At 41.4% G+C, this 12,919-nt stretch carries 16 protein-coding genes; 3 read left to right on the plus strand and 13 right to left on the minus strand.

Features of this window, described 5'->3' with window-relative positions; genetic code table 11:
* The first annotated feature begins 140 nt into the window (after window positions 1-140).
* Window positions 141-773, plus strand: a complete 633-nt coding sequence (locus CYLST_RS09355; RefSeq protein WP_015207470.1) for a tetratricopeptide repeat protein — start codon at window positions 141-143, stop codon at window positions 771-773.
* 140 nt (window positions 774-913) lie between these two features.
* Here the strand turns inward: CYLST_RS09355 and CYLST_RS09360 are convergent, their stop codons facing one another.
* From CYLST_RS09360 to CYLST_RS09410, 11 genes are all read right to left on the minus strand, one after another.
* Window positions 914-1,204, minus strand: a complete 291-nt coding sequence (locus tag CYLST_RS09360) for a 2Fe-2S iron-sulfur cluster-binding protein (RefSeq protein WP_015207471.1) — start codon at window positions 1,202-1,204, stop codon at window positions 914-916.
* The gene (locus CYLST_RS09365) at window positions 1,197-2,378 is read right to left on the minus strand and encodes a hypothetical protein (protein WP_015207472.1); all 1,182 of its coding nucleotides are present in this window, start codon (window positions 2,376-2,378) and stop codon (window positions 1,197-1,199) included. The genes CYLST_RS09360 and CYLST_RS09365 overlap by 8 nt, the downstream gene beginning before the upstream one ends.
* A gap of 23 nt (window positions 2,379-2,401) precedes the next feature.
* Window positions 2,402-3,307 (minus strand): ferritin-like domain-containing protein, encoded by a 906-nt coding sequence (locus CYLST_RS09370; RefSeq protein ID WP_015207473.1) that lies wholly within the window; start codon window positions 3,305-3,307, stop codon window positions 2,402-2,404.
* Window positions 3,294-4,307, minus strand: a complete 1,014-nt coding sequence (locus CYLST_RS09375; RefSeq protein ID WP_015207474.1) for an aromatic ring-hydroxylating dioxygenase subunit alpha — start codon at window positions 4,305-4,307, stop codon at window positions 3,294-3,296. Before CYLST_RS09375 ends, CYLST_RS09370 begins: the two co-directional genes overlap by 14 nt.
* 5 nt (window positions 4,308-4,312) lie before the next feature.
* On the minus strand, window positions 4,313-5,053 hold the full coding sequence (locus CYLST_RS09380) for a hypothetical protein (RefSeq protein WP_015207475.1): 741 nt from the start codon (window positions 5,051-5,053) through the stop codon (window positions 4,313-4,315).
* A 359-nt stretch (window positions 5,054-5,412) separates the two neighbouring features.
* Entirely contained in the window at window positions 5,413-6,453 is a 1,041-nt protein-coding gene (locus CYLST_RS09385) for an aromatic ring-hydroxylating oxygenase subunit alpha (RefSeq protein WP_015207476.1), read from the minus strand.
* Complete coding sequence (locus CYLST_RS09390; protein ID WP_015207477.1) at window positions 6,437-6,859, minus strand: Mpo1-like protein; 423 nt, start codon at window positions 6,857-6,859, stop codon at window positions 6,437-6,439. Before CYLST_RS09390 ends, CYLST_RS09385 begins: the two co-directional genes overlap by 17 nt.
* An 87-nt stretch (window positions 6,860-6,946) precedes the next feature.
* A complete protein-coding gene (locus tag CYLST_RS09395) occupies window positions 6,947-8,020 on the minus strand; it encodes a hypothetical protein (RefSeq protein WP_015207478.1) in 1,074 nt (357 codons plus the stop codon).
* Window positions 8,021-8,139: 119 nt separating this feature from the next.
* Window positions 8,140-8,478: a type II toxin-antitoxin system PemK/MazF family toxin gene (locus CYLST_RS09400; protein WP_015207479.1), complete on the minus strand. Its 339-nt coding sequence runs from the start codon at window positions 8,476-8,478 to the stop codon at window positions 8,140-8,142.
* Window positions 8,478-8,714 (minus strand): CopG family ribbon-helix-helix protein, encoded by a 237-nt coding sequence (locus tag CYLST_RS09405; protein ID WP_015207480.1) that lies wholly within the window; start codon window positions 8,712-8,714, stop codon window positions 8,478-8,480. Before CYLST_RS09405 ends, CYLST_RS09400 begins: the two co-directional genes overlap by 1 nt.
* A gap of 645 nt (window positions 8,715-9,359) precedes the next feature.
* Window positions 9,360-9,917 (minus strand): hypothetical protein, encoded by a 558-nt coding sequence (locus CYLST_RS09410; RefSeq protein WP_015207482.1) that lies wholly within the window; start codon window positions 9,915-9,917, stop codon window positions 9,360-9,362.
* Between the two features lie 164 nt (window positions 9,918-10,081).
* Between CYLST_RS09410 and CYLST_RS09415 the strand changes: the two genes are divergently transcribed.
* Both CYLST_RS09415 and CYLST_RS09420 read left to right on the plus strand, forming a co-directional pair.
* A complete protein-coding gene (locus CYLST_RS09415; protein WP_015207483.1) occupies window positions 10,082-10,309 on the plus strand; it encodes an addiction module protein in 228 nt (75 codons plus the stop codon).
* Window positions 10,306-10,602, plus strand: coding sequence for a type II toxin-antitoxin system RelE/ParE family toxin (locus tag CYLST_RS09420; protein WP_015207484.1), 297 nt, complete (start codon window positions 10,306-10,308; stop codon window positions 10,600-10,602). The genes CYLST_RS09415 and CYLST_RS09420 overlap by 4 nt, the downstream gene beginning before the upstream one ends.
* Window positions 10,603-10,645: 43 nt before the next feature.
* Here the strand turns inward: CYLST_RS09420 and CYLST_RS09425 are convergent, their stop codons facing one another.
* The gene (locus tag CYLST_RS09425; protein WP_015207485.1) at window positions 10,646-12,349 is read right to left on the minus strand and encodes an N-acyl-D-amino-acid deacylase family protein; all 1,704 of its coding nucleotides are present in this window, start codon (window positions 12,347-12,349) and stop codon (window positions 10,646-10,648) included.
* Between the two features lie 281 nt (window positions 12,350-12,630).
* Window positions 12,631-12,894, minus strand: coding sequence for a hypothetical protein (locus CYLST_RS09430; protein WP_015207486.1), 264 nt, complete (start codon window positions 12,892-12,894; stop codon window positions 12,631-12,633).
* Window positions 12,895-12,919 lie beyond the last annotated feature (25 nt).

Genomic DNA, 12,919 nt, shown 5'->3' on the forward strand with positions numbered 1-12,919 from the left:
CCAGGCAAGATATGGTGTACGAAAGGGTGCAAAACAACAGTTCCGGAAATCCCGCTTCCCAAAAAGAGTTTAGAGAGTCAAATCAAACCACACTCTTTTAGTATCTAGCCTGAATCAGCTTCTACTTAAAGGATTAATAAATGTATAGCACAGTTAATTATTCAGAATTAGAGAGACTTGTTAGTGCTGAGGAATATGACAAGGCAGAAGATTTTTGTCTCCAAGTTTTAAATACTGGAGTTGAATCTATGTTTTGGCAGACACAACTTGGCTATATATATTTCTTGAATGAACAGGATATTGATGGATATTATGAGAAAGCACCATCTATTTTTCAGTCTTTGGTAACTAAATATCCTGATAATATAAATGCTCATTTTTGGTTAGGATATATTTATTCAGTGGTTCTTAACGATCTAGATAAGTCCATCCTAGAATTTAAAAAAGTACTACTCTTGAACCCTAATCATCCCTATACCAATCTTGTATTAGCTGGTTATCCTGATTACGAAAATAGCGAAAAACAAAAATTTTTAAGTAAGGCATTAAAGCAACAACCGACCAACTTGCGTGTGCTTAATGAAATGTCTAACTTATTGTTTGCTGTGAATCAAAAGCCAGATGCCAAGAAATTCCTTGAAAACATTTTGAACTATGAAGGGTATGTAGAGCGAGACTATGGAATTATGAATCAGTATATTAATGATGTACTAACTTGTGCGACTCATCAACAGAACATACGTCAGGAAGCTAAATTGAAATTGGCTCAATAAAAGTTCAATAGACTAACAGTAATTTTGCTAAGTAGGTTGGTGGAGGAAAACCAAAATGTGTAAAACCGGCACGCTCCGCGTTAGCGCAGCTCCTCTGCAAGAGGCACACATCTAATTTAGGATTGCTATACTTCTTGTATTCATTTTTCTAGTCTGCGAATTTCTATATTTTTAGTGCAGTTTAATTGACAGGCTAACCGAGCATTCGGTTGTTGAGGGGCTAATGTTTCCAGCATTTCTTGTTCATCTAGCTGGGGGGGAGAAATTTCACCAAAAACTTCAACTAAGCAAGTTCCACAAATGCCTGTACGACAACCAAACAGTACAGGTGAATTCTGAATTGTCAGATGCTCAGATAAATTTTGATGTGGTTGCAAAGTGAGGGGGGGATAATCGGTCGCTGGAAAGGAGATTGTACACAGGTCAGACATGGCAAAAATCCTCATTGTGTTGCTGCTCAAAGCGTTGAAAAGCACTTTTTTGAGTTGCCAAATATCGGGGAATTGAATTGGATGCCATCAGGGACATTTCTCGATTTCGTTGCCAAAGATAACCGAGTTTTTCAATATAAACTTTATAAGATTGCATCGCTTCCTGATGGGTTAAATAACTGCGTTGCAAGCCTTCGGACTCTTCTGTAAAACAACGCCCCATCATTTGTTTAGCATCTCTATCATTCATTTCAAAAATAGGCGATCGCAACACTTGATAAATCTTGCTATACAATGCTGGGTCATACCAGAAAATCCCGTTAATCGCCGCTGAAAAGTGGAGGTGGTCACGCTGACATCCCCACAAGCCTAAATTAGCGACCATTCGCTCAAAGGCAGTTGGTGGTGCAAGGCAGGTGATAACGTCGTGGGAGACAATTGTCGAACTATTGAAGTGAAAACTTTCATCTAGAAAGTGATAGTAGGAGATTTTGGCGGGAATGGGAGCAGCATCTTTTTGGGGATGTTTTTGATAATAGTTGCTGAGTTTGTGCTGCACTAACTTGCCATTCAGCGTCCGCACTCCTCGGACTGTAAAATACTGACAAGCTAAAAAGGTGTTGTTTGCAGAAATCAGCCCGAAATATTGAAGTTGAATCTTTTTCCACCAAGTTTTTAGAGTATTGGTGTCAGCACAAACCATTGTTTCGGTAAAGGGGCCACGCATGGGGTAGGTAAAAATTAACTGCCCAAACAACGCTTGTTCTACTTGTTTGGCAATTGTGCGGAAGGCGTTAATGTGCGATCGCTCTTGGGCAGATTCTAGATCCAATGTATCGCAGATTAAGCGGAAGTCTTCTTGAGCGTAAAGCCCTGCTGCACTCGTTTGATTGAAAAAAATCGTGGCAATTTCCGCCGAAACAATTTGTGAGTAGTAAGCTACCCAGTAAAGCTGGTTCAAAATTACCCGCTGATGTTCGCTAGACTGTTCCCACAAAGGTGTGCCGTACAGTAGCGAAAACTCTTCTGGGTTCCAATACTCGTTTTGACAATCCTCATAGCGAAAGTTGGTAACTGCTTCATCCATCAAAGCGGTGTGGTCTTGTTGCTTGTTGCGGGTGTGATTAATTTGTAATTTGCGATAGATGGTTGGAGTGTCTAACAGTTGGTTCATATAACAGGGTTTTTAGATTAAATTTAATGCAGACATTGATGAGGGGGAAGTGGTTCAAAGGCTCCTCGTTCGTCTAAGGCTTGGACGATCGCCATAGCGGATGCTCCTGTCATTAGCGATCGCAATATTTGTAATCGCGTTCCACTGTGAGTCTCTGTATTCAACTCTACTAAAATCTGGATTTTTTGCGATCGCGATAAATCTCCTTTCACCCGTTCGATAGATGTCAGTACATTTTGCGGCCCCACCTGCACCATCAACAAAAACTGTGCCAACACATCGAGTATTGCTGCTTGACTAGAAGCTGAAACTGGAATTCGGTTAAATAACGTCGTTCCCGTGCCGTGATGACGAGCTTCAGCCTGCAAAAAACTGGCGAAAAGCTCTGCCAAAACTGGATGTCGGCATTCCTTCCCTAAACGTCGGTAATGGCTCAAACCCCATCCTTCTAAAACCACCTGAAGCACAAACAACAACACTGTTTTGTCTGCACTTTCAACCACTTCTGCCAGTAAGCGCAGAAATGGCTCATCGCGGCTAGTTACTTCCAAGTCTGGCAAAAAATGGCTGATTTGGCTGAGGTGGGTAGCTTCATCAGCCGTAAACAGTCCGTAGAGCATTCTTTCCTCAACTGTTTCTGCTAACAACACCATTTTTGCCATATAGCCAACGCCTGCTTTTTCAATAAAATATGATTCCTCCAACAGACTGCGATTGACAAGGTGAAGGATGGCAGATTTTTCAGATGCGATCGCATCTTGAAAAATTTTGACTTGATGCAAATTGAAAAATTCCGCCTCCCAATAATTCAATTCAGGCTGCAAAACATTAGCGCCCTGATTCGGCAATGCTGCTGTCAGTATACGTCGCAATCGATCATCAGGGTCTGTATGTGGTAAATCAAGTCCAGCAATTTTATTGTTTTTCATCAGCTTTCCAAGTTCCCCAAACCAAAGCTTTTTGGCAATTAACGTGCTGGATAAATTGCACAATAGACTGATCTGCTTTCGTGGGAGTCTTCAGATCAAACTTAATTGTCTGAAATACCTGCGTATCACCTTTAGCAAAGTAATTGCCAACCTGCTGCGTTAGCCACAGCAACCCACGATTTACACCCCATCCTAAACATCCAAATCGCTTAGGAGTAACGAGGATTGTTTGCCCTTCAGTTTTGCCACCTTCGATCATTCGCAGCGCAAATATAATATAAAAGTGCAGAAAATCCGGCCCCAGCGTCACAGTGCCAGTGCTGCCGTACCAGTAACACATACTATAAGTAACTTCATTGCCGTATAGGGGACGAATCAGGCGAATTAACCCGGAATCATCACCTCCCCTGGTAGTATTACTGAAAGTAATAGCGTTGGAGTTGAGGTTTTGCGAATCAAATACAATCTCCAAAGGCAGATTATGTACCGTATTGAAGTGGTGAGCATCGATGGCATTAATCAACAACACATTGGGATGACAGTTTTTCACAAACCGAGTCCCCAATAGATAATCGCAATCTACCTGTTCCAGTTCCGGCACAAAAGGCAGCTTCCTTGGCTTTTCTTGACCCACCCAAACCCAAATCATGCCGTACTGTTCTGCCGTTGACCAGGTTTTAACACACACAGGTAGAGGTTTTCCTAAAGAAGGAACGTCTACACAAATGCCTTGTGCATCATATTGCCAATTATGGAAAAAGCAGCGAATGCGATCGCCATCTACCTTACCCTCTGCTAAATGAGCGCCCATGTGAGGGCAATAAGCATCCATCGCCACCACCTGACCACTGACTCCCCGATAAATAGCCAGGTTTCTACCCAACAGGGTGACAGCTTTCACCTTGCCAACTTTTAATTTTCTCGCTGGTAATGCCCAATACCATCCCTCAACAAATTGCGAGGAATTGTTAAAAGTTGAGTCTGGGCTAGTAGAAAGCATAAAAGTTAAATAAGAACAGAATCTTGGACAAATTCTAGCAGCGATTCTGACTGCCACATCCGTTGTCCAGCGCGGGTCAGATTTTCAGATCGGATTTCAGTTAAACAAACCAATTCATCCCCTAGCCGATAGCCTGGATTTTTTTCCTCGAAAAACTGGATATGGGGGTTAGTCTGTCTTCCCGTGGGGATTTCAATTAAACCCTCCCGGAGAATTTGGGGTTGTTGAAAGCGGACAATACCAGTTGCTTCATGGTAAAACTCACCATAGTATTCTCCTGCCACACTCGCCATTAGATTTGCCACATCCACGGGTATTGTTGCATCGTAGCGGGGGTAGAACTCTTGCCAAAAAGTGGGAAGAAAGCGATAGGTGCGAAAGCCAGAGCAAATCAGCAGCCAGTACAGTTTATTTTCAGCGTAGTGTTGGCGAAGAAAATTGACAGCGCCAATCCAGGCACGGGGAAGCGTTGTACTCGACCAAGCGCTAGGATCAACGATAGTGTCGCCTGAATACACCACACTAATTCGCTCTCCCGAAAAAGTCGTCTGGCACAACATCATGGTTGAAAACCCTTTGAGAGCATTGGATGTTTGATCTCTCAACAACAAAACCCAGTTTTTGCGCTCCAGATCCGTGAGAAACCCGTCCCAGCTTAAACCTTTAAAGTGATTTTGCAGCAGCACATACATTGCGGTGCGATCGCTTGGGTGCAGCTTTTGAACAGAAACCAGCGAACTCTTCATTGTTCGGAAAATACTTAATTTTGCTTAGTGGAATGTTATTAGCTAACACTTTATCGAGCAAATTGGTGAAATTACAAAGTAATGTGACAGATTCCAGAATGGTTAATTTACTAAGATAATTTTTAGGTTCAATTTGATAGGTTCGTAGTAAGCACTTCAGTGCTTATAGCATTTCAGTTAAGCCTAAAACTCAATGTCTACGTAGGTTGGGTTGAGGAACGAAACCCAACATTTCCGAGACTTTGTATGCAACTTCTCTACCACCTGACTTATCTCTCAAGGGTTTTTAAGTTCTAAGCGGTGGTTTATTTACCTGAAAATATCTGTAAATATCTAAGGACTAAAGTCCTTACTACGAACTAAGATTTATGGCAATTATAATTTTGAATTTTGAATTTTGAATTTCCCGCTGCGGTTGACCATCCAGACGCTTCTAGCTGGTTCACATACTCCATATATTGCGCCAATGGCTGATCAATTTTCAGGAGCAACTGCGGATTAAATCGAATATTGTCGTAAATCTTCCCATCCTCATCTCTGAGCATATAGTAAGCTAATTGAGTACAGAACAGCAAAAAATTACTGAGCAGATATCCCCCGATTCCTTGGCGTTTTTCAGTCACATAAATTGGTTGAATTCGCGTTCTTCCCGGTGCAATCGGAGTGTAAGCATACATCATGTGCAATGGCGGAAAAAGCCGCACATTTTTCATCATTGTTAACAAACCAATGCAACCATGAGCATACCGCATGGAATACTGATATGTAGAACCAAGAAATTTTTGACCTAACCGTTCTCGAAAAGTTGTTTGAGGGAAATTTCCCCGCATCGTAAAGTCAATTTGTGTACCTAATTCGCTGCGATATAGCGACAGATCCATTTTAATATCTAAATGATGAATCGTTTTTAAATGTTGAGCATCAATTCCATTCATCATACAGATGTGATGATGGCAACTTCTTTCAAATGCAGTATCAGCTTGTGTAACAATTTCTTTCCCCTTCAATTCATCAAAATCAGCCACTCCCTCTGGTGCTTCAGCATCAGGATAAATCCAGATAAATCCATACTTTTCCTCTGTTGCGTAAGTTTGTAATTTAGCTTGAGCCGGAATTTCTGATTGACAGGGAATATTTTGACAAATCCCTGTTTCATCAAATGCCCATTGATGAAAAGCACAACGAAGCCAATTACCGTCAACCTGTCCAATTCCCAAATCTGTTCCCAAATGAGGGCAGTAAGCTTCCATTGCCCGCACTTGCCCATCTTCACCTCTAAAAATGGCAATTTTTTGACCGCAGACTTCCACGGATTTTGCTGTTTTTTTAGCTAATACACTACTGGGACAGGCAATATACCAACCCTTAGCAACTACATTCCAGTTATTGAATATTTGCATAATTGTTAGACAGATAATTATTTAATCTTTCTTGTCGTTGGCAAATATCATCTTGATATTTACCCATCAAAACCCTGAATAACATTTTACCTAAACAGTAAGAAGCTCTCCAAGAAAATACAGCATCCTGTAAATCAATATGGCTACGCTCAAATAAAAAATGTCCGCTTAATCCCACCAATTGAGTTAGCGGTAAGCCTAAGAGTAACCAAAAATTTTGTAACTTCCAAGCAGAAAAGAGCAAACCGTAAAAAAATAATATTCCCAGAATGTGCAAAATAATATTAATTGGATGTTGGTGTTTAAGAATAAAAATATCCCAGTAGTCTGTAAAAGGATGATCCAAAATTTGATTATTAATCTGATTTCTCAACCTTCGTTGAGGATTAGAATTGATTTCACTCATAAGAAGATGTGTGAAAGGATATGAGGTATTCAAATTTTAAGCCAGTCTCTTGACTATAATGCAGATTATGACAACTAACGAAAAATCCTAAGGCGAGTAGAGAACAGACTCACATAGTGTTCCTTCCCCTTTACAGCCTTTAGCGACTTGTCCATCAGTTTTTAATTCGTATATTTTATCGCCTTTAATAAGTAAGCCATCTCCCTCGTCAAATATGAGCGGATTTGAATATTTTCCTTCATATATAACTGAGGTACTTACTGTGCCAAGAATTTTTACTATAGTACTGCCATCATCCTTGATCGTAATTGTTCTACCAGTTCCACTTCCACCTAAAAAATTAAAGTACTTAGTTCCTACAAATGGCAGTGTTTCTTGTGTCCATCCCTTAGCAGAACACGCTGTTGCTCCATTTTGAGGCGCAAGGGTAGATAAACACCAATAAGTTTCTCCATCAAATACAACACCATTGGTGATGTACTTCAAATCAGAAATGGATTTCCACGGTTTTGTCCCACCTTCATCATAATATCGATACCGATTTCCTGCGACTTCTAAACCCTGATCTGTGCCTCCTAGCCAATATAAACCCGCTGTAATTTTGTTGGATGAGCTTTGTTGAGTAATGTTTGTTTCTTTCTCAATCCACCAACTCTTAACGAAACGTTTTGCATTTTCATCTCCCCTTGTCGTAGCAACTACAACTAACAGTTCTCCTTTTTCATTGATAAACTCAAATAGACAAGGGCCCTCTCCTGTCCCAGAGCAATCTTTAATCTCTTCATATCCCAATTCAAATAGCTCTTTGACAGAACTATCCCGAAGATTAGGCGATTCACCTTGTAAATTTGGCCGCCAACCTTGTTGTCTCAGGAGTTGCCGCGCTTCCATGTATGCCATATCTTTTTCAAGAGGCATCTCTTCAGGGGCATTTGCAGAAATAGCTTCAGCGGGAGTAGTGATAGTTGAGTTGTTTTCGCCTTTATTGGCTGAAACATTTTCAGCGGGAGTAGCGATAGTTGAGTTGTTTTCACCTTGAGTTGGTTGCTGCTCACTATCATTCGCAAAGCTTGCACATCCAAGGGTGATTAACCCAACTAAACCAGCAACAACACTCACTGTAAAGGCAGGGGGACGAGATACCCAGTTTTTCCACGTCATAAACTGCAAACCTTTATTATTAGAAAATGTAGAATCTTAACTCAACAACATCAATAGACAATGCAGATAGCCTGAGAATTACACCTCTACAGATAACGTTAGGCCGTAGAACTCAAGACTTATAGCGCAAGAACTAAGCGAAGACCTTCATCAACAAGTACCATTAAGCGATCGCTTATTTGGCTTACTTGCTCCATCAAAAACGACTTGTCCACAGTAATCACTTGGGAAACATTTACAACCGAATCTTGGGGTAAACCAGTTTCATCTGTTGTCACCAAAATGTTGCCTGGAGCTTCAGCCAGCCGAAGATTAGTTGTGAGTACAGCAGCAATCACAGTCCGAATTAGACTACGATTAAACTCATCTGACTGAATGATGAGAACTGGTCTACGATATCCTGGTTCGGAAGCAACAGGCGTGGGTAGGTCTGCCCACCAAATTTCACCTCGCTGCATCACCAATTTTCCTCAGATATCGTATGGGCTTGTAACCTTACAAACAATGGATCAAGACTGCTGTCTTCATCGGCATATACAACATCTAACTGTTTAGTAATCTGATCCCGTTTATGCTCTTGCAAGTATTCTTGAAGTGCCACAGCATAAAGCTGACTACGGGATAACCCCATGCGTTTTGCAAATTCTTCAGCAGCCTCAAATAGAGGGTCAGGAATTGAAATCGCCGTTTTCATAGATTGGTATAACTAAGGTTATACCCTAATGCTACCCATTTTTTGTAATTAAGGCAATTACCATTTTGTAAATTTTCGGATAGGTCTAATGTTCAGGAGCGATAGAAGTCATACCTTAATAGTCATTGTCAGCCACACAAATACCTTGACATTTAATACCGTTCGTAGCAGTGCGCTGACAATGAGAGCATAGAACTTTTTCGGTTTCTGTTTCTTTATTTATCTCTATATTAGTGCTTGCCTGTAGCTTGTCTTTTTCGGTCTGGAGTTTTTCATTCATAGGAATGGAGGAATTTTTCGCTATTTAAATTTTACAAGTCATTTAGGAGTGGTGATTGGTCAGGCACAATCTAATATATAGGACTTACGCAAGAACTCTCTCAAACCCTTATTCCTTCTCTTCGAGACGCTGCGCGTTAGCGGAGCTTTCGCTTTAGCGATACGTGTCCTTTGCGGTAGCCTGCGGCACGCCCTCCGGTCTACGTTTCTTCATGATTTTGCGTAAGTCCTGATATAGCAAAGTGATACCTGTTCTTAATCAAGTGATCGCTTCCCCTCTGTGTAGGTATCGCACTTCATGTAATGCTCCAGCAAAGATTTTGTAGTAATGCCCTTGCTGGTAACCCACGAGACAATGGACAAGCCTTAGTACCAGGAAAACGTACCGTGAACTTCAGTGCGCTCCTTATATGAGTTTATAAACACGGCTCCTCGACTAGTTCCTTGAAAAATATGTTTTTCTTGATATTGAGATTCGATAAATTCTCCCCAACAACAGACAATCACATCTGACTCATTTGCCATTTTACAGGCATCCAAATTAAATTCATTGCTGAAAATTCTAAGCTCATCCTCAAATGATATAACTTGCTCTTCGTATTGTGGAGGTAATCCACTATTCTCCTCCAAAAACTGTCTTATCTGCTTGTCAGTAAATGAAAGTGATTGTCTGACTTTTCGGAGAGGATCGTAATGAGTTATAAGAATTAACAAAGGACTTTTTGAGGGGTTTGAGTCCCACTGTAGATCAAAATTAGGATCAGGAGTACCAAAAAATTGAGTGATATAATGGCTCGGATTATTTCTATCAATTCTTGAGATATCTATTTCTAAGCCATTTTGGATATCTACAAAACCTATAGCGTTCCATTGGCTTGATGATTGATAATCTTGAATACCTGTGTGGACAAAATGAACTGACATTGTAAACGTCTCCAAGATAGTCTTGATAAGGTATTTAGTTATATATTATAGGTAAATACAGGCTTTTCAGTGTATTACTCACTAATAGCCAGAAATTTTACCCCCAACATTCAAATGCCGCAATGTTGTAAAATGGGTGAAAGCTTAACCCTAACTCTCTACTCATGAGTCTCCATCCTCTATTAAAATTTGACATTTCTGAACTCAGCATTGCAGAACGTATCCAACTTGCTGAAGATTTATGGGACAGCATCTTAGAACAGCAAGAGGAACTTCCCTTGAGTCAAGTGCAACAACAAGAATTAGATCGACGGTTAGAAAATTACAAGAAAAACCCCGCAAATGGTTCTAGTTGGGAAGAAGTAAAAAAACGGTTAGGCTTCTCTCGATGAACTATAACCTGATTATTCAGCCAGAAGCAGAATACGATATTCAGGATGCTTTTGAGTGGTATGAATCCCAAAATCCAGGTTTAGGTTCTGAATTTGTCCGTGCAGTCGATGCTTGTCTGTCGGGAATTGGACGAAATCCCCTTGCTTACCAAATCATCCACAAACAGGTAAGAAGATTATTAATACGCCGATTCCCATACATAATTCTCTACGTTTTTGAGCAAGATACGGTTTTTGTACTTGCTTGCTTCCATGCAAAACGCAATCCAAAACAGTGGTTGGATAGAATTTAATAAAACTTTTCTTTGCGCCTCTGCGTCTGGAGCGTGAGATAATTCAACAAGGAAACAAAACAGTTCCCAATTTTTCCCGCCCCAAGCGATCGCTAACTTTACCCCCACAAACAACCTGAACCCCATTAATATAAACCGCTTCCACGATTTCATCTGAGCCACGCTTCACCATCCGAGGTTCACCGTCTAGAACTGGATCTGATATTTCCACTTGGGGGCTGATTGGCTGATTTAAAGCATGGGGATTGAGTAAAACTATATCTGCTTTAGCACCGACTTTGAGAACTCCTGTATCAAGACGAAACCATTGTGCAGGTTCTCCCGTAACGCGAGAAATTGCGGCTTCAGGTGAAAGGAACTTGGTGGTAACTGCTTGTTTAAGCAAAGACAAAGCTCCATCATAGTAGCCCAGGTTACGGACGTGAGCGCCAGCATCAGTAAAACCCGGCAAAATATACGGGTGTTGCATAAAAGCTAAACGGGGTTTTAGGCGATCGTTTGCCCCTGTAGCCACCCAACGCAAATCAGTGTCGTAGTTCTGCAACGCATAGATAAATAAATCTACTGGTTCTTGTTGCTTTCGACGAGCAATTTCGGCAAAACTCAAACCCTGCCAATTCGCTTCAGGAGAGTGAACGACTTCCATCAAATTTAACTGACGATGGAATGATTTACGCCCAGTCAGCCATTCTTGACGAAATTGATGACGAAAAATTGCCGATTCCCATAGTTGTTGGCGTTCCTGCCGTGACTGACAGCCATTAAGTTGTGCCCCTGTGGGGAATTCTTCAAATAAGGGAGTGACGGGGCCATCAGAGTAAATGGTGAAGGGTTCAGTCAGCGTTTGAAAGCGAACATTACCGCCGAGAATCCGGTTCCAGATGAAGAGGAGAGGGGAAAAAATGCGCCATAATTTGCGATCGTGTACAGCATCCAAAGCTGAGAGAACCGTCAGCCGCAGTGGTTGTTGTCCAATGCCTAACCCCATCCGCAGAATGTCCAGAAAGGAAGCCAGCCGTTGTAAATTGGGAGTGACTTGAAAAACTAGATCCCGTTGCCGACAGATATCAGCTAAAACGGCATATTCTTTCAATTTCGCGTGTTGAGAAGGAATTGTGCAGCCCTGCCATTGTCCACTCATCCGATGCCAGGGAAACATATCAATAGAAATGCCAATAAAGCCAGCATCTAAAGCATCTGCTGCTATTCGCTGCATAATTTTTAGCTCAAATTTAGTCGGCTGAACTGTTAAGCTGCGTTCTAATCCCATCACATAAGCGCGTAAGGCACTGTGTCCAAACATGGGGGCAACATTGGGGCCAAGGGGTAACTGTTGCAAATGGTGTAAATATTCTGCTGGTGTATGCCAGGAAACCGACTGTTGCAGCCATTTTGCAATCAGTCGATGAGAAAGCGTCTCGACTCTCTGAAAAATATCTGCCAGCATTTGGGGTTCACCAATGGCAACAGACAAGCTGCAATTGCCAATGACAACGCTGGTAACACCATGACGAACTGATTCGCTTAGTCCCGGTGCAATTTCTAACTCTAAATCGTAGTGAGTGTGAATATCAATAAATCCTGGCGTGACCCACAAACCAGAAGCATCAACTACTTCACGCGCTGGGATAGTTAAGGAGGGTGCTATAGCCACAATCCGGCCATTTTGAATGCCAATATCTCCGCGCACAGGTGCAGAGCCTAAACCATCGAAAATTAACCCATTTTGAATCAGTGAATCCAACATTATTCTTACCCCACCGACGATTAAACTATCTTCTATTACCTTGCAAGTTTTGGGGCATTGCTTTGAGATGCTCAAGCACTTTATCAAAAATAAAGTGTGTTTATTTTAACCTTATGACTTCTAAATAATTTCTTTGATGCTAAATTCAGCGAGTGTAAGGTTGTACTGTAGTAAGACCAGGTATAACCCGGTAATGCTTGATGTTGAAAGTACAAAGCGTTGCTCCTCTCCCGACAGCACAAGCGCAGAATATCTGTGTCTAATAAGTACATCAAATCCACCTACATTGACCGCTCCCGTGTTTCAGCTTGATGACGCAACTCACGAGCATAGGTTTGACTATCAGTGATATCATGGCGTGAATTGATCACACCTTCGTTTTGCCAGTATGTAACAAGTTCTGCTCCGGTTTTGGGCAGATTATCTACAACTTGTCTTGTAAATAAAATACGCAAAATGTACTCGGATAAGGGTAAATTGAGTTGAGAGGCTTCGGTGTGAAGTTCGTTTTCTAGTTCTGGCGGCAGGTTAAGGTTAAGACTCATCTCGCTCTTTTGTATAGTTTTGATC

Origin of the sequence: Cylindrospermum stagnale PCC 7417, assembly GCF_000317535.1 — a bacterium.
GTDB lineage: Bacteria > Cyanobacteriota > Cyanobacteriia > Cyanobacteriales > Nostocaceae > Cylindrospermum > Cylindrospermum stagnale.

What these genes read in the sequence shown, in the direction of transcription:
- CYLST_RS09365 (WP_015207472.1), bottom strand. Translation starts at nt 2,378, where the DNA reads ATGAACCAACTGTTAGACACTCCAACCATCTATCGCAAATTACAAATT.
- CYLST_RS09395 (WP_015207478.1), bottom strand. Translation starts at nt 8,020, where the DNA reads ATGACGTGGAAAAACTGGGTATCTCGTCCCCCTGCCTTTACAGTGAGT.
- CYLST_RS09370 (WP_015207473.1), bottom strand. Translation starts at nt 3,307, where the DNA reads ATGAAAAACAATAAAATTGCTGGACTTGATTTACCACATACAGACCCT.
- CYLST_RS09410 (WP_015207482.1), bottom strand. Translation starts at nt 9,917, where the DNA reads ATGTCAGTTCATTTTGTCCACACAGGTATTCAAGATTATCAATCATCA.
- CYLST_RS09400 (WP_015207479.1), bottom strand. Translation starts at nt 8,478, where the DNA reads ATGCAGCGAGGTGAAATTTGGTGGGCAGACCTACCCACGCCTGTTGCT.
- CYLST_RS09355 (WP_015207470.1), top strand. Translation starts at nt 141, where the DNA reads ATGTATAGCACAGTTAATTATTCAGAATTAGAGAGACTTGTTAGTGCT.
- CYLST_RS09360 (WP_015207471.1), bottom strand. Translation starts at nt 1,204, where the DNA reads ATGTCTGACCTGTGTACAATCTCCTTTCCAGCGACCGATTATCCCCCC.
- CYLST_RS09385 (WP_015207476.1), bottom strand. Translation starts at nt 6,453, where the DNA reads ATGCAAATATTCAATAACTGGAATGTAGTTGCTAAGGGTTGGTATATT.
- CYLST_RS09405 (WP_015207480.1), bottom strand. Translation starts at nt 8,714, where the DNA reads ATGAAAACGGCGATTTCAATTCCTGACCCTCTATTTGAGGCTGCTGAA.
- CYLST_RS09390 (WP_015207477.1), bottom strand. Translation starts at nt 6,859, where the DNA reads ATGAGTGAAATCAATTCTAATCCTCAACGAAGGTTGAGAAATCAGATT.
- CYLST_RS09430 (WP_015207486.1), bottom strand. Translation starts at nt 12,894, where the DNA reads ATGAGTCTTAACCTTAACCTGCCGCCAGAACTAGAAAACGAACTTCAC.
- CYLST_RS09420 (WP_015207484.1), top strand. Translation starts at nt 10,306, where the DNA reads ATGAACTATAACCTGATTATTCAGCCAGAAGCAGAATACGATATTCAG.
- CYLST_RS09425 (WP_015207485.1), bottom strand. Translation starts at nt 12,349, where the DNA reads ATGTTGGATTCACTGATTCAAAATGGGTTAATTTTCGATGGTTTAGGC.
- CYLST_RS09375 (WP_015207474.1), bottom strand. Translation starts at nt 4,307, where the DNA reads ATGCTTTCTACTAGCCCAGACTCAACTTTTAACAATTCCTCGCAATTT.
- CYLST_RS09415 (WP_015207483.1), top strand. Translation starts at nt 10,082, where the DNA reads ATGAGTCTCCATCCTCTATTAAAATTTGACATTTCTGAACTCAGCATT.
- CYLST_RS09380 (WP_015207475.1), bottom strand. Translation starts at nt 5,053, where the DNA reads ATGAAGAGTTCGCTGGTTTCTGTTCAAAAGCTGCACCCAAGCGATCGC.